The organism is Micromonospora sp. DT15, from assembly GCF_049841475.1.
GTDB lineage: Bacteria > Actinomycetota > Actinomycetes > Mycobacteriales > Micromonosporaceae > Micromonospora.
In genome coordinates, this window is the sequence record NZ_JBNCKJ010000016.1 from 98,898 (window position 1) to 116,149 (window position 17,252).

The 17,252-nt window shown below is 72.8% G+C and carries 20 protein-coding genes; 7 read left to right on the plus strand and 13 right to left on the minus strand.

Translation table 11 applies throughout. The features are described from left to right. Positions 1-12: 12 nt before the first annotated feature. Positions 13-1,143 (minus strand): peptidoglycan recognition protein family protein, encoded by a 1,131-nt coding sequence (locus tag ACLQ3F_RS29235; RefSeq protein ID WP_357203735.1) that lies wholly within the window; start codon positions 1,141-1,143, stop codon positions 13-15. A gap of 196 nt (positions 1,144-1,339) precedes the next feature. Between ACLQ3F_RS29235 and ACLQ3F_RS29240 the strand changes: the two genes are divergently transcribed. Both ACLQ3F_RS29240 and ACLQ3F_RS29245 read left to right on the plus strand, forming a co-directional pair. Continuing rightward, complete coding sequence (locus ACLQ3F_RS29240; RefSeq protein WP_425852734.1) at positions 1,340-2,452, plus strand: mechanosensitive ion channel family protein; 1,113 nt, start codon at positions 1,340-1,342, stop codon at positions 2,450-2,452. 266 nt (positions 2,453-2,718) lie between these two features. Beyond that, a complete protein-coding gene (locus ACLQ3F_RS29245) occupies positions 2,719-4,044 on the plus strand; it encodes an MFS transporter (protein ID WP_425852735.1) in 1,326 nt (441 codons plus the stop codon). 46 nt (positions 4,045-4,090) lie between these two features. On the opposite strand, the gene ACLQ3F_RS29250 is transcribed toward ACLQ3F_RS29245, so the two are convergent. The 8 genes from ACLQ3F_RS29250 to ACLQ3F_RS29285 form a co-directional block, all read right to left on the minus strand. After that, positions 4,091-4,477 carry a VOC family protein gene (locus ACLQ3F_RS29250; RefSeq protein ID WP_425852737.1) on the minus strand — a complete coding sequence of 129 codons (387 nt, stop codon included), beginning with the start codon at positions 4,475-4,477 and terminating at the stop codon, positions 4,091-4,093. Further along, complete coding sequence (locus ACLQ3F_RS29255) at positions 4,474-4,662, minus strand: hypothetical protein (RefSeq protein ID WP_425852738.1); 189 nt, start codon at positions 4,660-4,662, stop codon at positions 4,474-4,476. Before ACLQ3F_RS29255 ends, ACLQ3F_RS29250 begins: the two co-directional genes overlap by 4 nt. A 3-nt stretch (positions 4,663-4,665) precedes the next feature. Next, the gene (locus ACLQ3F_RS29260; protein ID WP_357234092.1) at positions 4,666-5,082 is read right to left on the minus strand and encodes a YchJ family protein; all 417 of its coding nucleotides are present in this window, start codon (positions 5,080-5,082) and stop codon (positions 4,666-4,668) included. 100 nt (positions 5,083-5,182) lie between these two features. Continuing rightward, positions 5,183-5,950, minus strand: coding sequence for an SGNH/GDSL hydrolase family protein (locus ACLQ3F_RS29265; RefSeq protein ID WP_425852799.1), 768 nt, complete (start codon positions 5,948-5,950; stop codon positions 5,183-5,185). Between the two features lie 47 nt (positions 5,951-5,997). Beyond that, positions 5,998-7,098, minus strand: a complete 1,101-nt coding sequence (locus tag ACLQ3F_RS29270; RefSeq protein ID WP_425852740.1) for a magnesium and cobalt transport protein CorA — start codon at positions 7,096-7,098, stop codon at positions 5,998-6,000. Positions 7,099-7,269: 171 nt separating this feature from the next. Beyond that, a complete protein-coding gene (locus ACLQ3F_RS29275; protein WP_425852741.1) occupies positions 7,270-7,881 on the minus strand; it encodes a class F sortase in 612 nt (203 codons plus the stop codon). An 86-nt stretch (positions 7,882-7,967) separates the two neighbouring features. Then, a complete protein-coding gene (locus ACLQ3F_RS29280) occupies positions 7,968-8,453 on the minus strand; it encodes a hypothetical protein (protein ID WP_091406610.1) in 486 nt (161 codons plus the stop codon). 303 nt (positions 8,454-8,756) lie between these two features. Further along, positions 8,757-9,584 (minus strand): ArsR/SmtB family transcription factor, encoded by an 828-nt coding sequence (locus tag ACLQ3F_RS29285; RefSeq protein WP_425852743.1) that lies wholly within the window; start codon positions 9,582-9,584, stop codon positions 8,757-8,759. 145 nt (positions 9,585-9,729) lie between these two features. Here ACLQ3F_RS29285 and ACLQ3F_RS29290 point away from each other — a divergent pair, with 145 nt between their 5' ends. From ACLQ3F_RS29290 to rnhA, 3 genes are read left to right on the plus strand one after another with little or no spacing between them, the layout of a single operon-like run. Beyond that, positions 9,730-10,998 (plus strand): MFS transporter, encoded by a 1,269-nt coding sequence (locus ACLQ3F_RS29290; protein ID WP_425852745.1) that lies wholly within the window; start codon positions 9,730-9,732, stop codon positions 10,996-10,998. Between the two features lie 55 nt (positions 10,999-11,053). Continuing rightward, on the plus strand, positions 11,054-12,334 hold the full coding sequence (locus ACLQ3F_RS29295) for a lycopene cyclase family protein (RefSeq protein WP_425852747.1): 1,281 nt from the start codon (positions 11,054-11,056) through the stop codon (positions 12,332-12,334). 10 nt (positions 12,335-12,344) lie between these two features. Beyond that, a complete protein-coding gene (gene rnhA, locus ACLQ3F_RS29300; RefSeq protein ID WP_425852749.1) occupies positions 12,345-12,818 on the plus strand; it encodes a ribonuclease HI in 474 nt (157 codons plus the stop codon). 7 nt (positions 12,819-12,825) lie between these two features. On the opposite strand, the gene ACLQ3F_RS29305 is transcribed toward rnhA, so the two are convergent. The 3 genes from ACLQ3F_RS29305 to ACLQ3F_RS29315 form a co-directional block, all read right to left on the minus strand. Beyond that, the gene (locus ACLQ3F_RS29305; protein ID WP_425852751.1) at positions 12,826-13,062 is read right to left on the minus strand and encodes a preprotein translocase YidC; all 237 of its coding nucleotides are present in this window, start codon (positions 13,060-13,062) and stop codon (positions 12,826-12,828) included. A gap of 72 nt (positions 13,063-13,134) precedes the next feature. Then, positions 13,135-14,022, minus strand: a complete 888-nt coding sequence (locus ACLQ3F_RS29310) for a pentapeptide repeat-containing protein (RefSeq protein ID WP_425852752.1) — start codon at positions 14,020-14,022, stop codon at positions 13,135-13,137. Positions 14,023-14,094: 72 nt separating this feature from the next. Further along, on the minus strand, positions 14,095-15,222 hold the full coding sequence (locus tag ACLQ3F_RS29315; protein ID WP_425852754.1) for a DUF5919 domain-containing protein: 1,128 nt from the start codon (positions 15,220-15,222) through the stop codon (positions 14,095-14,097). A gap of 43 nt (positions 15,223-15,265) precedes the next feature. Here ACLQ3F_RS29315 and ACLQ3F_RS29320 point away from each other — a divergent pair, with 43 nt between their 5' ends. Both ACLQ3F_RS29320 and ACLQ3F_RS29325 read left to right on the plus strand, forming a co-directional pair. Beyond that, a complete protein-coding gene (locus tag ACLQ3F_RS29320) occupies positions 15,266-15,874 on the plus strand; it encodes a hypothetical protein (protein WP_425852756.1) in 609 nt (202 codons plus the stop codon). 55 nt (positions 15,875-15,929) lie between these two features. Continuing rightward, the gene (locus ACLQ3F_RS29325) at positions 15,930-16,532 is read left to right on the plus strand and encodes an MBL fold metallo-hydrolase (protein WP_425852757.1); all 603 of its coding nucleotides are present in this window, start codon (positions 15,930-15,932) and stop codon (positions 16,530-16,532) included. Here ACLQ3F_RS29325 and ACLQ3F_RS29330 read toward each other — a convergent pair. Next, complete coding sequence (locus tag ACLQ3F_RS29330; protein WP_425852760.1) at positions 16,505-17,245, minus strand: B3/B4 domain-containing protein; 741 nt, start codon at positions 17,243-17,245, stop codon at positions 16,505-16,507. The genes ACLQ3F_RS29325 and ACLQ3F_RS29330 overlap by 28 nt on opposite strands. Positions 17,246-17,252 lie beyond the last annotated feature (7 nt).

A 17,252-nucleotide genomic window follows, 5' to 3' on the forward strand; every position in this document is an offset into this window, starting at 1 on the left:
ACCACCACGGGCTCAGCGGTGCCGGAACGACTCGCGGACCGACCCGCCGACGACAGTGCACCACGTGCTCGTACTGAGCTTGCCGTTGCGGGGCAGCCCGTGCAGCGCCTGCAGGTCCTGCACCGCAGTGCGGGTGGCGTGGTCGTACGCCCCGGTGACGGTGACCGCGTACCCCTTGGTGGCGAGGATTTCCTGCACGGCGGTGACCGGCGCTCCGGCGGCGTGCTGGTCCAACTCCGGCGCGAGCGTCTCCCAGGTCGGCGTGGTGAGGGTGGCGTCCACGTCGACCGCGATGCCGTTGCGGGCCTGCCAGTCCTGCACCGCCGCCACTGTCGCGGCGTCGAACGTGCCGCTGACGATCACCGGGTAGCCGCGGTAGGCGAGCAGGTGCTGCACCACCCGCACCGAGGGGGAGTTGACGAAACGCCACAGGTCCGGCCAGCGGCGCGCCGGCACGTCACCGAGTTTGGTGCCCAGCGCGGCGTGCACCCGCCGCCGCAACTCGGGGAACTGTCGGTAGAAGGCGGCGCCCGGGCACTCGGTGGTGCGGAAGTCCCAGTGGCCGAAGATGTCGTACGCGTGCAGCCCGTACTGCCGGCAGATCGCGACGCAGAGCTTGACCAGCGAGTCGGTCAACGCGTCCGGTGGCGTCTCGGTGACGTAGGTGCCCTCGTTCTCGATGCCGATGGCCCGGCCGTTCTCACCCGGACAGTGCGCCGAGATCATCTGCCGGTCGCCGGCTTCGAGGCGCTCCAGGCTGCCCCGGCGGCCCTCCAGTACGTACCCGCCACGGCTCACCGTGAAGTGCTGGCCGGTATCCGACCAGCCGTTGCCGTCCATGTGCAGGTCCTGGCAGTCGTGGGCCAGCTTGACCGCCTGCTCACGGGAGTAGTCGGTGACGTTCGGGAACGCCATGTGGTGCACGATGATCTTGTTGGTGGCGATGGCGCTCACCGACAGCGGGTCCTTCGGCGGGCGGGCGGCCCACTCGTCACAGCTGATGATCCAGTCCAGGTCGGTGCCCGGCGCGGCCTGCGCCGCGCCCGGGAAGGCGAGTTCGCTCCCGACGACGGCGACCGTGGCGGCGCCGAGACCGGCCCGCAGCAGCGTCCGGCGATCCACTTCGGAATGGTCGACGTGCATTGCATCTCCTCCTGCGGCCGACGGCGGGGGGATGAAAAGTAGCTCCAGTGGCCGCACGCACTCCGGAGAATATTGCCAAAACTCGCCCGCGCGCTAGAGGGCCGACAGGGCCTGATGATCACTTGTGTTTCCGCGTGTCGGGTCGGGGGTAGGTCGGGGCGGACCGTTCCGGCTGCCCCATTTAAGGAATGACCAGATGAGTGACAACGTCAGCGACGCGGTGGGCGACGCTCTCCGCTCGGTGATGCTCTTCCTGCCCAAGGCCGTCGCCTTCCTGGCGATCCTGGTGGCCGGATGGCTGATCGCCAAGGCCGTACTGAAGATCGTGGAGAAGGTCCTCGAACGGGTGGGCTTCGACCGCGCCGTCGAACGCGGCGGCATCCGCCGCGCGTTGAGCCGCTCCCGGTACGACGCCAGTGACATCGTCGCGAAGCTCGTCTACTACGCGGTGCTGCTGTTCACCCTTCAGCTCGCCTTCGGCATCTGGGGCCCGAACCCGATCTCCGACCTTCTCGGCGCGGTGATCGCGTGGCTGCCTCGCGCCTTCGTCGCGATCGTCATCGTCGTGGTCGCCGCCGCCATCGCCAACGCGGTCAAGGACATCATCAGCGGCGCGCTCGGCGGCCTGTCGTACGGCCGGGTGCTGGCCACCATCGCCTCGGTGTTCATCCTCGGCCTCGGCGTCATCGCGGCGCTGAACCAGATCGGCGTGGCCACCGCGGTCACCACTCCCGTGCTGATCGCCGTGCTGGCCACCATCGGCGGCATCCTCGTCGTCGGTGTCGGCGGCGGTCTGATCCGTCCGATGCAGAGCCGTTGGGAGTCGTGGCTGACCCGCGCCGAGCGGGAGTCGCAGCTGATCGCCGAGCACGCCCAGGCGTACCGGGCCAGTCGCCGCGACGCCGAGGCCGCGCTGGCCCGCCGGTCGGCCACCACCAGCGACGCGGAGGCCACCCAGGTGGTGACCCGGCCCACCGACGCCGACGCCACCCAGGTGGTGACCCGGCCCACCGACCCGGAGGCCACCCAGGTCGTCCACTTCCCGGTCAGCTCCGACACCACCCAGGCGGTCAACCGCAGCGCCGTCGACGACCCGACGCCGACGCCGGCCCGGCCCTCAGCGACCGACCACACGACCCAGGTGGTCAGCGGCTCGGCCGATTCGGACGTGACGCAGGCGGTGGGCACCGGCGTCGACTCCGACACCACCCAGGTGGTCACGGGCGGCACCGATCGCGCGGTGCCCGGCCAGCGCACCAGCGACGACAGCGAGAGCACCACCGTCATTCCGCCGCTCGACCGGCGCTGACACCAGCGGTACGGCGGCGGGGGGGACCGATTCGGTCCCGCCCCGCCTCTCGTTGTCCGCCACGCCACGCCCCCTCCCGCCCCGTCCCGCCCACCCGGCCCGGTTCGCGCTGCTCGGCGCGCCGAAAGCGCTGGCCGACGCCGCGCCGGTTGTCTAGCATCGCGGGCATGACCTGGCGACATTGATCCAGCAGCGTCTGCCGATCCCGTGGGCCACCACGGTCACCGCACGTCCGGTGTCCGTCTCCACTCCCACGGGAAGGCCCCATGACCCTCATCGCTTCGCGCGTGCCCGAGCCGGCGGTCCGTCGGCTGACGGCGACCCTCTACGGGTACGCGTTCCTCAGTGACCTGGTCCTGCTCTACCCCCTGTACGTGGTGTTCTTCGCCGACACCGGGCTGTCGGTGGGGCAGATCGCGTCGCTCTTCGTCATCTGGTCCGCCGCCGGAATCCTGTTCGAGGTGCCCTCCGGCGCCTGGGCCGACGTGCTGTCCCGCCGACTGTTGCTGTGCCTCGCCCCGCTGGTGGCCGCCGCCGGTTTCGCGCTCTGGGTGCTGCTGCCGTCGTACCCTGCCTTCGCTGTCGGCTTCCTGCTCTGGGGCGCTGGCGGCGCACTGGTCTCCGGTGCGCTGGAGGCGTTGGTCTGGACCGAGTTGGACCGGCTCGGCGCTGTCGACCGGTACGCCCGGGTGCTCGGGCGGGCGCGGACGGCGGGCGTGCTGGGCGTGGTGGTCTCCGGAGTGCTCGCCGGTCCGGTGCTCGCCGTCGGCGGGTATCCGGTGGTCGGCGCGGCCAGCGTGCTCGCCTGCCTGCTCGCCGCGATCGTCGCCACCCGCTTCCCGGAACACCGCGCGCCCGCCGCCGTCGGCGTTCCGGTCGCCGAGCCGGCGGCGGCCGTCCGGCCGGTGGGTGCCGCACCACCCCGGCAGGACGAACCCGTGAGCCCGGACGACGATGGTGACCTGGGGTGGTGGGACACGCTGCGGGCCGGGGTCTCGCAGGTCCGCACCCGTCCGCCGGTACGGGCCGCCGTGCTGCTGGTGGCCGTGGTCGCCGCCGACTGGGGCGCCCTGGACGAGTACACCCCGCTGCTCGCCCTGGACACCGGCGTCGGGGCGCAGACCGTACCCCTGCTGCTTCTGCTGCTCTGGGCCGGAGTCACAGTCGGTGGGCTGCTCGCCCCGGCGGGGGAGCGGCTGGGCAGCCGAGGTTACGCCGCGCTGGTGGGGCTGGTCGGCGTCGCGCTCGCCGCAGGCGCCCTGTTGCGGCACCCGGCGGGGTTCGTGCTGCTCGCGGTGGCGTTCGGCGCCGCGCAGTTGGCCACAGTGCTGGCCGACGCGCGGCTCCAGGCCCGGATCGTCGGCAGCAGCCGGGCCACCGTCACCTCCCTGGCCGGGATGGCCACGGACGTGCTGATCATCGTGACGTACGCCGCCTACGGCCTGCTCGCCACGGCGGCCGGCAACGCGGTGGCGTTCGCGCTGACCGCCGGGGCGTACCTCGTGGTGGCGCTGGTGCTGCTGACCCGCCGCCGGCATTGGACGACAGTGCCCACCGCGGTGGCTGCGGCGGTGCCGGGCGGCCCGGACTGACCGGGGCCCGGCGGCGGCCTCCGCGGGCCGCCGCCGGGCCGCACGCTCAGCCGGCCATGTGCAGGAACGACCACTGGTGCCCGTCGAGGTCCCGGAAGCCGCGCATGTACATCGGCCCGTTGGCCATCCCCGGCCCCAGCGACTCCCCACCGGCGACCACCACCTTGTCGACCAGTTCGTCGACCTGCCCCCGGCTCGACGCCGACAGCCCGACGATCACCTCGCGGCTGGTCGCCGTGTCCGTGGCGGCGACACCCGTGTACGCCTCGAAACCCGAGCGGAGGTGCAGCACCAGCCGGGTGGTGTCGGAGATGGTGAGCACGGTGCTGTCGCCGTCCGGCTGGGCCTGGTCGCTGGTGAAGCCGATCGCCCGGTAGAACTCGGTCGCGGTGGTCAGGTCGCGCACCGGCAGGTTGATGAATGTCATGGTCATCGGTGGTCTCCGTCCGTCTCGAGCAACACCTTCAGCTCCGCGGCCTGCTCGGCTCCGGTCAGCTTCTCGTGCAGGACGTTGACCCGGGCCTTCGACTCGCCGACGGCGTCGATGCCGACGACGATCCTGGTGGGGCCCCGGCCCAGTCGGCCCGGAAGCTGCGCGGTGGCGGTGCGGACGCGCACCCGTCAGGGTTGGTCACCGTCGAGGTAGACCCACCGGCCGTCCTCGCGGACGAACCGGCTGTGTTCGGTCAACGTGCCGGGCCGGCCCGCGTCCCGGTAGTGGGCGTGGAAGGTCACAGTGCCGGCGGTGTCGAGCAGGCCGCCCCGCTCGGTCTCCACGATCTCCAGTCGGGTCCACCGCTGCCCCGGGTCAAGCTCCAGGGAGGCGGGCCGGGTCGAGGAGTGCCAGCTGCGCAGCAGGTAACCCGAGTCGCCGAGGGCGAAGGCGCTGAACCGGGAGCGCATCAACGCCTCGGCCGTTGCCGGGGCGTCGCCGCCGTGCGCCGGCGCGCAGCAGTCCGTGTACGCCCGGCCGGAACCGCACGGGCACGCCCGTCCCGTTGTCGCGTTCGCCCGCCGACGTCCCGCACCCTTACCCACGTCGCCATCCTGCCGCACCCGCTCCGGGGCCTGCGTCAGAGCCCTGGCTGGCCGCCGTCTGGACCCTGCCTCGGCTCGACCGACGACTCGCACCCAGGGCCTAGTCCAGCGGCACCGGCAGCGGCACCGGGCGCTTGGCCACCCGGTGGTCGCCCGACGACTGGCCCCGCAGGTGCCGGGCCAGCCAGGGCAGCAGGTGCCGGCGGGTCCAGGCCAGCTCGGCGCCGAACACCTCGCCGCGGCGCCGCCGGGGTGCCGGTGGCAACGGCTGCGTCCAGGAGTCGTCGAACCCGGGCAGACCCGCCGTGTACGCCAGTGCGGCGGCGATGCGCTCGTGCCCGGCGCTGTTGGCGTGCAGCCGGTCGTCGCTCCACAGCCGGGGATCGGAGGAGACCGGGTGGGCGCCCAGGTCGAGGAGGGTGGCGCCGGTCTGTGCGGTGGCGGCCCGCAGCGCCTCGTTGAGCGCCAGCATGCGACCACGCAGCGGCCGGGCCAACGGCATCACGGGCGCCGGATCCGGCATCGTGAAGGTGAGCACCGTGGCCCCCTGGTCGACCAGTGCCTGCTGCATCGCCGCGACATCCCCGGCGACCTGATCCGCGTCGAAGGAGGGGCGCAGCACGTCGTTCATGCCGGCGACCACGGTGGCCAGGTCGGGGGCCAGGTCGAGGGCGGGCTGGAGCTGCTCGGCGCGGATCAACGCGGTGGTCCGGCCCCGGATGGCCAGGTTCGCGTATTCCAGACCGCCCTGGGCGCGGGCCACCGCCAGGGCGAACCGGTCGGCCCAGCCCCGGTAGCCACCGACGCCGTCCGGGTCGTCGAGCCCTTCGGTGGTGCTGTCGCCGATCGCCACGTACCGCTGCCACATCACCCGCGCGAGGTTAGCCCTCGGTCAGCTCGGGCGGACCACCGACCTCACAGCCAGCCGGAGCGGCGGAACAGTCGGTACAGGAACAGGGCCGCCGCCGCCATCAGGGCGACCGCCCCGGCGTAGCCGTAGCGCCAGGCCAGCTCGGGCATGTGGTCGAAGTTCATGCCGTAGATGCCGGCGATGCCGGTCTGGGTGGCCGCGATGGCCGCCCAGGCGGCGATCTTGCGCATGTCGTTGTTCTGCTCGACGGCGAGCTGCGCCAGCCGCGACTGGACGATCGAGGTGAGCAGGTCGTCGTACGCGGCCACCCGGTCCACCGCCCGGCTCAGCCGGCCGTCGACGTCGACGAACCAGCGGTGCAGGGCGCGCGGCGGGCCGTCGGGTTCGAGCAGCGTACGCATCGGCCCCTGCAACGGCAGTACCGCGCGCTTGAACTCCACCACCTCCCGTTTGAGCTGGTAGATGTGCTGGATGTCGGCGGTGCGGTCGCGGGCGAACACCGCCTCCTCGACCCGCTCCAGGTCCCGTTCCACGTGGCCGGCCACCTCCAGGTAGGAGTCGACCATGCGGGCGCAGACCGCGTACGCCACCGCCCACGGGCCGGCGGCCAGCAGCGCGGGGCGGCGCTCGATGTCGGCGCGAACGCTGCGCAGCGCCCCGGCGGCACCGTGCCGCACCGTGATGGCGAAGCGGTCACCGAGCAGCACCATGACGTCCCCGGTGTCGATCACCTCGGAGGTCTCGGTCAGCTCGTCGTGCTCCACGTACCCGGCGGTGCGCAGGACCAGCAGCGTGACCGGCCCGTGGCGCTGCACGGTGGGCCGGTGCCCGTCAGCGAGCGCCTGTTCGACTGTCAGTTCGTCGAGGCCGAAGGTCTGGCCGACTGCGGCGAGCACCGCCGGGCCGGGATCGTGCAGTCCCAGCCACACGAAGGCGTCGCGGCCGTGCCGCGCCCGGGCGTACGCGTCGGCGTAGTGCGGTTGACCGGGTTCCCGGCGGCCCTTGAGGTAGACGGCGCAGTCGACCACGGCGTCCGGGTTGGAGCGGCGGAGGTTGGGGGAGTCGCCCTCGACCCGTCCGAGCAGTCGACGGGCCAGGGCGCGTACGCCTCGACCGGTCCGATTCCGTACCGGTCGCTGATCCACCGCGTGCCTCCCCGTCGCCGGCGTACCGTCCCGATCAGGGGATGGTGCCACCGCATTCTGCCGACGAGGGTCCGGCTCCCGACAGCGGGGAGGCGGCGTGGGCGGCTCGGGCAGGCGGTCCGGTTCCGGCGGTGCGGGTAGCGCCAATTCCGGCGGTGCGGGTGGCCCGGTTCAGGCGGTGCGGGTGGCGAAGACGACGACGTTGTCGACGTAGTTGCCGGTCGCCGCGTCGAACCGGCCGCCGCAGGTGATCAGGCGCAGCCCGGCGGCGTCCGCCGGGCCATAGACCAGGGCGGTGGGGAAGTGCTCCTTCGGGTACGCCCGGACGTCGTCCACTGTGAACGTGACGACCCGTGCGTCGGCGCGGGTGACCTGTACCTGCTGCCCGGCGCGGAGCCGACCGAGATCGAAGAAGACCGCCGGGCCGGACGGTGCGTCGACGTGTCCCACCAGGACGGCGTTGCCGGTCTCACCGGGGCTGACCCCGTGCCGGTACCAGCCGGCGAGGGTGGGCCGATCCAGTGGCGGCACCTCCAGCACCCCGGCGGCGTCGGCGCCGACGGGGACGACGTCGGCGCGTACGTCGATGGCGGGGATCTGCACCCGGACCGGCGCGGCGGGTGGCAACGGAGCCAGGTCCGGTGCGGGGTGGGTGCGGGTCGGCGCGTCGGCCGACGGTCGTGGTGGCCGCGCCGGGTCGGCGGTGAGGCCGACGGTGATCAGCCCGAGCCCCGTCACGCCGAGCAGGGCCACCACTGCCGGTAGGGTCCGCCGCCACCACACGTGTGCACCTCCGTACCGGATTGTCGGGGTGCCCGCGCCGGTGTCACCGGCGCGGGCACCCGTCTCAGGGATGGAACGGTCGCCGATCAGGCGACAGTGGACACCGGACGGCGCCGGCGGATCAGGATCACCGCGCCGGCGAGGGCGGTGCCGAGCAGCGTGCCGCCGGCGGCGAGAGCGCCGGTGTCACGGTTGTCGCCGCCGGAGCCGGCCGGCGCGCCGCCGATCGGGGTGACGGCGAAGGTGGCGGTACCGGCCGAGCTGCCGTCGCCGCAGGTCGCCGCCACCGTGTACGTGCCCAGGGTGAATCCGGCGGTGAAGAGTTCGGCGCTCAGCCCGCCGCCGGCGGCGGCCGTGGTGGATCGGACGTTCTGGTCGCGGTTGGGGCCGGTGACCCGGAAGAGGGCGTCACCCGACTTCGGGTTGCAGGTCGTCGCGGTGAGCACGACGGTCCCACCGACCGGGGTGGTGGCCGGTGACACAGTGGTGTCGGCCAGTGCGGCGCCTGGCAGCAGGAGCGTGCCGAGGCCCACGCCGAGCGCCGCCGAGCAGAGTGCTGTTGAGACCTTCATACGCGTCTTCCCTCACTTTTCGTCCGCTGACTGCGTGGGACGTCGTTCGGGTGGCCAACTCCGTGACTAGCACCGGTGTGCCCAACACTAGGTGGGTTGGGTCCTCGATCAGGTGAAAATGAGAAATCCTCGTTGCCGTCACGTGTCCACCCGAAGGCGGGGTGAGCTGCCGAAAGGCCCGGACGGCCCGACCGGCACCGGTGCTCCGATCGATGTCCATCCGGTCGGGCTGTCGTCGCTGGGCCGATGGCGAGGTATTGCCGGAGACGGCGGAATTGCACCGCCGGACGGTGCGCCCTCGGGTCAGCCGGCCGGGCTCGGGTCGGGCATCGGCTCGCCGGTCTCCAGCAGGGTCTTGAGGCTGGCCAGCAGCTCCGGCCAGCCGCCGCTGCCGTCGAGTTGGCCACTGATCGCCCGGTGCATCTCGCTGTCGGGGGAGAAGTCGTCGTGGATGACGGTCAGCCGGACGGTCGAACCGCTGTGCGGCTCGATCTCGAAGGTCACCTTCGACCGGCGCTCACCGAGCCGGGCGGTCAGTTCCTCGGCGGACCAGCCGAAGTGCTCGGCGTGCTCGGCCTGGAAGCCGTGCCAGGTGTAGGAGAGACGACGGTACGGCTCGGCGACGAGCACCCGCTGGCCGAGGTCGCGCGGCTCGCCGTCCGGTGCGTCCTGCCACAGCACGGGTGACCCGACCTGCCAGTCCGAGACCAGCGCGACTCCACCCCAGTAGCGACGGGTGAACGCCGGTTCGGTGAGCGCGGACCACAGTCGCTGGGCGGTGGTGGTCACGTAGGTGGTGTAGACGAAGGTCGGGCTCTCCATGGCTTGTCGCTCCAATGCGGTGGTCAGGTCGGCCAGCGTGGCGGCGCGTTCGCGGTCGTAGCGGCTGAGCCACCGGTCGGCGATGGCGTTGATCGGGGCGGCGTTGAGGTAGTGCAGCTTCTCCCGGCCGCGCCGCATGGTCGTGACGAGATTGGCCGCCTCCAGCACCGACAGGTGCTTGCTGACGGCCTGTCGGGTGCCGGCCAGCCCGTCGCACAGCTCCCGCAGGGTCTGGCCGTTGCGCTCGTTGAGCCGGTCCAGCAGTCGACGCCTGCTGGGGTCGGCCAGCGCCCGGAACGCGTCGTCCATCGACCCTCCCCACAACAGGCAACCATTCGGTTGCCTGTCAAGTTAGGCAACTACCGGGTTGCCTGTCAACCTGGCCGCGGGCGGGCTTCTGCCGGAGGGATAAATCCCCGTGCCGCCCGGAGAGACGCTGGTAGGTTCGCTCGCCGTGACACGGAATGTGGGAGCTGGCCTGGGACCGGTGTTCGCCAAACTCTGGGCGGCGAGCACCCTCTCGGCCCTGGGCAGCGGCCTGGCCACCGTCGCAGCGCCGCTCTTCGTCGCGTCGCGCACCGACGACCCGCTCGTGGTCGCCGGAGCGTCCGCCGTGGCGTGGCTGCCGTGGCTGCTCTTCGCCCTGCCCGGCGGGGTGCTGGTGGACCGGATGGACCGGCGCCGCCTGATGATCGTCATCGACCTGGTCCGGGTGGTCGCGCTCGCCGTTCTGGCCACGGCCATCCTCAGCGGCAAGGGCGGGGTGGTGCTGCTGTTCGCGGTGCTGTTCCTGGTCAACACCGGTGAGATCGTGTTCCGCGCGGCGAGCCAGGCCATGGTTCCGGTAGTGGTGCCGCGGCACCGCCTGGAGCGCGCCAACGGATGGCTCAGCGGCGGCGCCACTCTCATGCACAGCATGCTCGCCGGCCCGCTCGGCGGCTTCCTGTTCGCGATCTCGGCGGGCAGCCCGTTCCTGGTCAACGCCGTCACGTACGCCCTCAGCGCCGTACTGGTGGCGCTCATCGGCGGGGACTTCCGGGCCGCCGTCGGCGACACGCACGCACGCCGTACCCGCTCGATGGGCGGCGAGATCGTCGAAGGTCTGCGCTGGCTGGCCAACCAGCGGCTGCTGCGCACGATGGCCCTGCTGATCGGTCTGCTCAACGTGACCCTCACCGCCGCGCTCGCGGTGCTGGTGTTGCTCGCCGGCGAGCGGCTGGGCCTCGGATCCGTCGGCTACGGACTGCTCTTCACCTGCATGGCCACCGGCGGGGTGCTCGGCGCCCTCCTCGGCGACCGGATCATCGCCCGGATCAGCGCCACCTGGACGATCCGGATCGGCCTGCTCGTCGAGGCGGGGCTGCACCTGGCGTTGGCCGCGTCCCGCAGCACCATCGTGGTCGGGTTCGCGCTGTTCGCCTTCGGCGTGCACGGCGGGCTGTGGAACATCGTGTCGAACTCCCTGCGCCAACGCCTCACCCCGGCGAACCTTCAGGGTCGGGTGGCCAGCACGAACCTCTTCGTGGCGGCGGGTGGCAACTGCGTGGGCGCACTGCTGGGCGGGCTGCTGGCCAGCCGATTCGGCATCACAGCGCCGTACTGGGTCGGGTTGGTGGTGGCGATCGGCGTCTCCGCCGCCACCTGGCGGGTGTTCAACCGCGCCGCGGTCGCGCGCGCCTATGCCGACCCGCCCCCGGTCGAGTCGCCCGCGCCGGTGGCCTGAGTGCCGTGGCGGCCCATCGGGTGGTGGCGCGCGTCGGTGTGGCAGCGTGGTGCGGGTGACCGACTCCGCGCCGCTCGACGTCGACCTCGCGCTGCTCGGTGGCGGCGGCGCCGCCTCGTTGCTGCTCGCCGCACTGGACCGCCACGGCGTCCGGGATCTGCGGGTCGCCATCGTCGACCCGGTGCGCCGACGCGGTCAGGACCGCACCTGGGCGTTCTGGGGTCACCCCGACGGCGACCTGGACCCGTTGCTCAGCGCGAGCTGGCAGCAGGTCGAGGTGGCGACGGCGGCGCGACGCCGCGTCCTGGACCTCACCCCGCTGCGGTACGCCATGCTCCGCTCCGGCCCGGTCTACGACCGGGCTGCCGACGCCGAGCGTCGCCTCGACGCCATTCGGATCGTCGCGCCCGCCGAGACAGTGCATGACGACGGCAACCGGGTGCTGGTGGGCACCGGCGACGGGCGCGGCGTACGGGCCGGCTGGGTCCTCGACTCCCGCCCTCGCCCGCCGGCACGAGCGGGGCGAACCACCTGGTTGCAGCACTTCCGGGGGTGGTGGCTGGAGGCTGACCGGCCGGTGTTCGACCCGACCCGTGCGGTGCTGATGGACTTCCGTACGCCGCAGCCGCCCCGGGGCGTCTCCTTCGGGTATGTGCTGCCGGTGAGCGACCGCTACGCCCTGGTCGAGTACACCGAGTTCTCGCCGGACCTGCTCACCGACGCCGGGTACGACGCGGCGCTGGCGGGCTACCGGGATCTGCTCGGACTGGACCCGACCGGGCTGCGGGTGCGCGAGGTGGAGAACGGGGTGATCCCGATGACCGACGCGCCGTTCCCCGCCCGACCCACCCCCCGCGTGGTCCGGCTCGGCACGGCCGGTGGAGCGACCCGCCCCTCCACCGGCTTCACCTTCTCCGCCATGTACCGCCAGGCCGACCAGGTGGTCCGCGCCCTCGCCGCGGGCGGCGCGCCGGTGCCCGAGCCGGCGTACCCGCGCCGGCACCGCTGGATGGACGCGGTGGCGCTGCGCGCGCTGGACCGGGGCGGGGTGGGCGGTCCTGACTTCTTCGATCGGCTCTTCGACCGCAACCCGGCCGAGCGGGTGCTGCGCTTCCTCGACGGCGGCACCACTCCGGCCGAGGAGGTCGCCATCATGAATTCGACCCGGCTCTTGCCGATGATCGCCGCGACCGCCGGCGACGCCGCGGACCGGGTCCGCGACCGGCTGCGCCCCGCCCGCCCGGCGCCGGCCATCCCACCCGCGGTGGTGGGTCCGACGCCGACGGCTCGGCGCGCCGGCCCCCCGAGCGGGGAGGACGACGTCCGCTCCCGGTAGGTTGCCGGGCATGGTGGACGCGGCGGCCGGCAGGGGCGTGCAGATCTGGACCGACGGGGCGTGCAGTGGCAACCCCGGTCCGGGTGGTTGGGGTGCGCTGCTGCGCTACGGCGATCACGAGCGGGAGCTGTGCGGCGGTGAGGCCACGCCCACCACCAACAACCGGATGGAGCTGATGGCGGCCATCCAGGCGTTGGAGAGCCTGAACCGGCCGGTCACCGTGGAGCTGCACACCGACAGCACGTACGTGCGCAACGGCATCACCGGTTGGCTGGCGTCGTGGAAGCGCAACGGTTGGCGGACCGCCGCGAAGCAGCCGGTGAAGAACGCCGACCTGTGGCAGCGGCTGGAGGCGGCCTGCGAACGGCACGAGGTCACCTGGCTGTGGGTCAAGGGGCACAACGGCCACCCGGAGAACGAGCGGGCCGACGGGCTGGCCAACAAGGGCATGACCGAGGCCCGGGGCGCGCTGACCAGCCGCTGATCCCGGGTCAGCGGGCTGCGTCGGGGTGCCCCGGCATGCTGGAACCGCCGCCGCTGCTGCCGGATGAACCACCGACGAGGCCCGAGTTGTCGGGCTCGGTCACGATGTCCGGCCGGACGTCGGTGTCCGCCGGTGCGGGGACCTCGGTGTCCGCCTCGACCTGCACCAGTGGCACCTGGCCGGCTTCGTCCTCACTGTGCTGCGGGTCGCCCGGCAGCTCGCCGTCGCGCTTTCGAAAGCCCACGCCGTGCCCCCCGTCGATGCCGGTTCGCGTCGGCGCTGGCTACCCGGCGTCGTACCGGCCGAAACCTCGCGGTCAGCGACGCCGGCCCCGACGGGCAGGTGCGGGAGACCGGGCGGGCTGACGGACCGGGGTGAGCGGCAGGGACGTCCAGTGCGCCGGCCGGGTGAGCGTCGGTGGCAGGCCCGTGTGGGTGTCACCTCGGGCGGCGTCCAGCTGGGTCTGGTGCAGGAAGAGCGTGCGCCGCAGGTCCGCGCCCCGCAGGTCGGCCCCGCGCAGGTCCGCACCGGTGACGTCGGCCAGACCGAGGTCCGCTCCGCGCAGGTCGGCGCCGATGAGCAGCGCCCCGCGCAGGTTGGCCCGGCGGAGGTCGACGCGGCGCAGGTCCACCCCGAGCAGGTGCGCGCCCCGCCGGTCGGCGCCGCCGGGGGCGCGGGCCACGTCGCTGGCCCGGGACAACAGCGGGTTGACCCGGCTTCGTTGGTCGGCGACGTTCACCGCGCGAAGTTGCGCCGGGTCACCCTCGGTGAGCGTCAGCGTCTCGGCGCGGGCGCGTTTCAGCTCGGCGCGCAGATCGGCCGGCGGGCGCAGCGCCACCGCCTCGGTGAGGTACCAGAGCAGTTCGTGCAGCGGTCGCAGCACCGCGAACGCCTCCGCCATCGCCGGCAACGTCTCCGGCGCGTCCCGCCAGTCCCGCCCGCCGAAGGTCACCTGGGCGACCTGCTGCCCGGCCCCGAAGCAGTCGAACACCGTGCAACCGGGAAAACCACGCTGCCGCAGCTCGGTGTGGATGCCGCAGCGGTGGTCGGGGCGCAGGTTGGGGCAGGGCGAGCCGGCCGGCTTGTCGATGGCGAAGTCCGCCGACGCGGCGAAGGCGGGCACCACGCAGCACAGCCCGAAGCAGCGTCCGCAGTCGGCGCGCAGCTGCGCCGCCCCGGACGGCGGTGCGGTGCGGTGCGGCACGCCGACGGTCCTCCTGGCGATCAGGGTGGACCACCATTGTTTCCTGTGCCGAACCCCGAGGTCGGTCGGGGGTCACCGTGCGTGTGTGTCGCCGGCCGGCGCGGTGCGGGGCGCCGGGGTACGGGCATCGCCCGGTGGCGGCACGAGCCGGCGGACGTCCCGCTCGCCGTCGTCGTGCCCGTACTTCTGGTCGAAGTGCCGTTTCACGACGGCGACCGGGGTGCGGTCCCCGTCGGCGGGCTCGGCCAGGGCGAACACGCCGGGCGTCGCCCCGGGCGCGCGGGGCGGCAGCACGGCTCGCACCGTCAGCGGCCCGGTCACCCGGAACCCCCGGCAGTCGACGTAATGCTGCCCGTCCACCGTCACGAACGGCACGCGTACCTCGACCACGTCCGACTCGTCGTGGCGCAGCGTGACCATGACCGACCAGTACCGCTCCAGGTCGAGGGTGGCCTGCTCGTGCTCCCACAGCTCCTCGAACCGGGCGTGCACGAACCCGCCCCACGGGCTGTCCATGTCCACCTCGAGCTGCGGCACGTTGAACGACAACTTCCCGATCGGGAAGAACGAGATCAGCGCCCGCCCGTCCCACTGGTAGAGCTGGATCGACGGAGACGCGTCGTAGAGCCGGACCTGTAGGCGGTGGCGCAGCCGCGAGTCGAGCGCGTCGGCGAACGAGGCCAGGTGGCGCAGGTTGGTGCGGATCTGCCGGGGCACGTCCACCCGTTGCCGTTCCAGCTCCTCGGAGCGTTGCTGGGCGGCGGTGCAGTCGGGGTCGAGCAGAAGCAACTGCACCTGGGCGCCGTTGGCGAGCGCCGCTCGCACCGCGCTCAACGTTTCCTCCCGGTGCCGTTGCTCCAACAGGATCGTCCAGGTGTCGAGGATGCGCACCCGACGCCCGGAGCGGTGCAGCCGTGTCACGAACGCCTGCTGGTCGAAGCTGAGGTGCTCCTGCACCCGCGCCTTGCGGGCCTCCTCGAACAACGGGTCGAAGATGACGTACGAGATGGCCGCGAGGACCACGCTGGCCCCGAGGTTGAGCAGCAGGTCGCTGAGGAAGCCGGTGCTGCGCCAGGCGGCCAGCAGCATGACGACGGCGATCGCGAAGAGTGCCCCACCGACGACGAAGGCCCGTCGTTGCCGCCCGCCCCCACCAGCCCACCCGAGCATTTCGCCGCTCGGACCCGATCCACCGCTCATAGGCTGACGGTAACGGAGTCGTGCGACCACGGAGGGTGGCGGGATGGACGAGAGTGAACGCGAGCAGGCGCTTCTCACCGTCCTGACCACCGAGCACTACGCGTTGCAGACGTCCCGCGCCGGCACCATCGCCGAGGCCACCGGTCGCGCCACCATCTTCCTGTCCGTCCTGTCGGCGGCGCTGATCGGCCTCGGCTTCGTCGCCAGCAACGACCGGCTGGTCCGGCCGTACCTGGCCGCGGTGCTGCCGACGCTTGTCATCATCGGGGTGCTGACGTTTCTGCGTCTGGTGGAGACCACCGTGGAGAACTCGTTGGACCTGCTGCGGATCCAGCGCATCCGGGCCTATTACCACCATCAGCTCGCCGGCGAGCACGACTTCTTCGCCGACGCGGTGGGGGCCGACGACGCCATGAGCACGGCCTGGAACATGGTCGGCACGCGTCCCGGACGGTGGGAGTTCCTGCTGACCACGGCCGCACTCGTGGGCGCGGTCAACGCCGTCCTGAGCGGGCTCGGCATCGCCCTGGTGGCCTCGACCGTCGGTGCCGGGGCCGTTTTGACGGTCCTGGTCGGGGTGCTGGTCGCGGTGGTGGCGTTCGGTGTGCAGTTCGCCTACATCCTCAGGGCGTCGGCCGCACGGATGCGCTGACGGCCCGCCGGTGCCACTCAGGTCGATCGCCAGCGCGGCGGCGTACGGTCGGCTGATGCGGATCACCCGGTTCACCCACTCGTGTGTACGCGTCGAGCACGACGGCGGGGTGCTTGTCGTCGACCCGGGGACGTGGAGTGAGCCGCACGCTCTGGTCGGCGCGGACGCGGTGCTGGTCACCCACGAACACACCGACCACGTGGACGTGGCGCGCCTGGCCCTCCGGGGCGTCCCCGTGTACGCCCCGGAGGGTGCTCAGCTGCCGGATGTCGCGCCGCTACCGGTGACCCGGGTCCGTGCCGGGCAACGCTTCACCGCGGCCGGCATCGAGGTCAGCGCCCACGGCGGCCGGCACGCCACCATTTACGGGGGCCAACCGGACTGCCCCAACCTCGGGTATCTGATCGGCGACGGGCTCTACCACCCCGGCGACGCCCTGCACGTGCCGGACGAGCCGGTGCGCACCCTGCTCGTCCCGGCCCAGGGGTCCTGGCTGCGCCTGGACGAGGCGATCCGCTTCGCCGGCGCCGTGGGCGCGGCGGCGGCGTACCCGATCCACGACGCGCAGCTCAACGACCGCGGTATGGCCAGTGTCGCGGGTTGGTTCGCCGAGACGATCCCCGGCTACCGTCACCTGCTGCCCGGCGACACCGCCTGACCCCGGTCGTCATCCGCCGTCGCGGTGCGGAAACGCGGCCCGGCGGCGGTGAGCACCGCGGCGGTCGTCGGGGCGGACCACACCTCGGTCAGCTCTGTCACGAGGTCGGCGACCAGCCGGGTCACGGCCGGCTCGCCGCCCGGGTGCAGCGCCTCGGCGACGATCAGCACCGACGAGGTGCCCGCCCGCACGGCCGACCAGCCGCTCTGCCGGTTGGTCCACCGTCGGGCGTGGGCCCGCCCGGCGGAGTCGACGAAGGTCACCTCGCCCGGTTCGGGATGCTCGGTGTCGCCCGCGAAGCTCAGGTACGCCTCGTCCCCGTGTGCCGGCCGGACGACCAGGTCGCCGTCGACCCGGTCCAGGTCGAGCGCCGCGACCGGGATGGCGTACGCGGCCGAGACGGCGTTGCAGAGATCGACGAGCGGGTGCACCCGGGGCAGTTCGCCGTCGAGGCGCAGCCGACGCAGCAGCGCCTCGGAGGCGCACCGGTACTTGGTGGGCCGCAGCCCCATCGCCGCGTACGCCCGCCGCCACGCCTGGATCTCCGGGAACCCGCTCTCGGCCCCACCGGCCAACCGCCGCCGCGCTTCGCCGAGATGGGCGGCCGTGCGTGCCGCCACGTCGGCGGTGGCGGTGATCCCGACGACCTGCACCACACCGGCGACCAGATCGGGGTACGCGTCGCGAAGCCGAGGAGAATGTTCGAACTGCACTGTGCTC

Excerpts from the sequence above, each read along its gene's own strand:
- ACLQ3F_RS29320 (WP_425852756.1), top strand. The coding sequence starts at position 15,266 with ATGGACGAGAGTGAACGCGAGCAGGCGCTTCTCACCGTCCTGACCACC.
- ACLQ3F_RS29280 (WP_091406610.1), bottom strand. The coding sequence starts at position 8,453 with ATGAAGGTCTCAACAGCACTCTGCTCGGCGGCGCTCGGCGTGGGCCTC.
- ACLQ3F_RS29325 (WP_425852757.1), top strand. The coding sequence starts at position 15,930 with ATGCGGATCACCCGGTTCACCCACTCGTGTGTACGCGTCGAGCACGAC.
- ACLQ3F_RS29235 (WP_357203735.1), bottom strand. The coding sequence starts at position 1,143 with ATGCACGTCGACCATTCCGAAGTGGATCGCCGGACGCTGCTGCGGGCC.
- ACLQ3F_RS29245 (WP_425852735.1), top strand. The coding sequence starts at position 2,719 with ATGACCCTCATCGCTTCGCGCGTGCCCGAGCCGGCGGTCCGTCGGCTG.
- ACLQ3F_RS29265 (WP_425852799.1), bottom strand. The coding sequence starts at position 5,950 with ATGTGGCAGCGGTACGTGGCGATCGGCGACAGCACCACCGAAGGGCTC.
- ACLQ3F_RS29285 (WP_425852743.1), bottom strand. The coding sequence starts at position 9,584 with ATGGACGACGCGTTCCGGGCGCTGGCCGACCCCAGCAGGCGTCGACTG.
- ACLQ3F_RS29250 (WP_425852737.1), bottom strand. The coding sequence starts at position 4,477 with ATGACCATGACATTCATCAACCTGCCGGTGCGCGACCTGACCACCGCG.
- ACLQ3F_RS29315 (WP_425852754.1), bottom strand. The coding sequence starts at position 15,222 with ATGAGCGGTGGATCGGGTCCGAGCGGCGAAATGCTCGGGTGGGCTGGT.
- ACLQ3F_RS29240 (WP_425852734.1), top strand. The coding sequence starts at position 1,340 with ATGAGTGACAACGTCAGCGACGCGGTGGGCGACGCTCTCCGCTCGGTG.
- rnhA (WP_425852749.1), top strand. The coding sequence starts at position 12,345 with ATGGTGGACGCGGCGGCCGGCAGGGGCGTGCAGATCTGGACCGACGGG.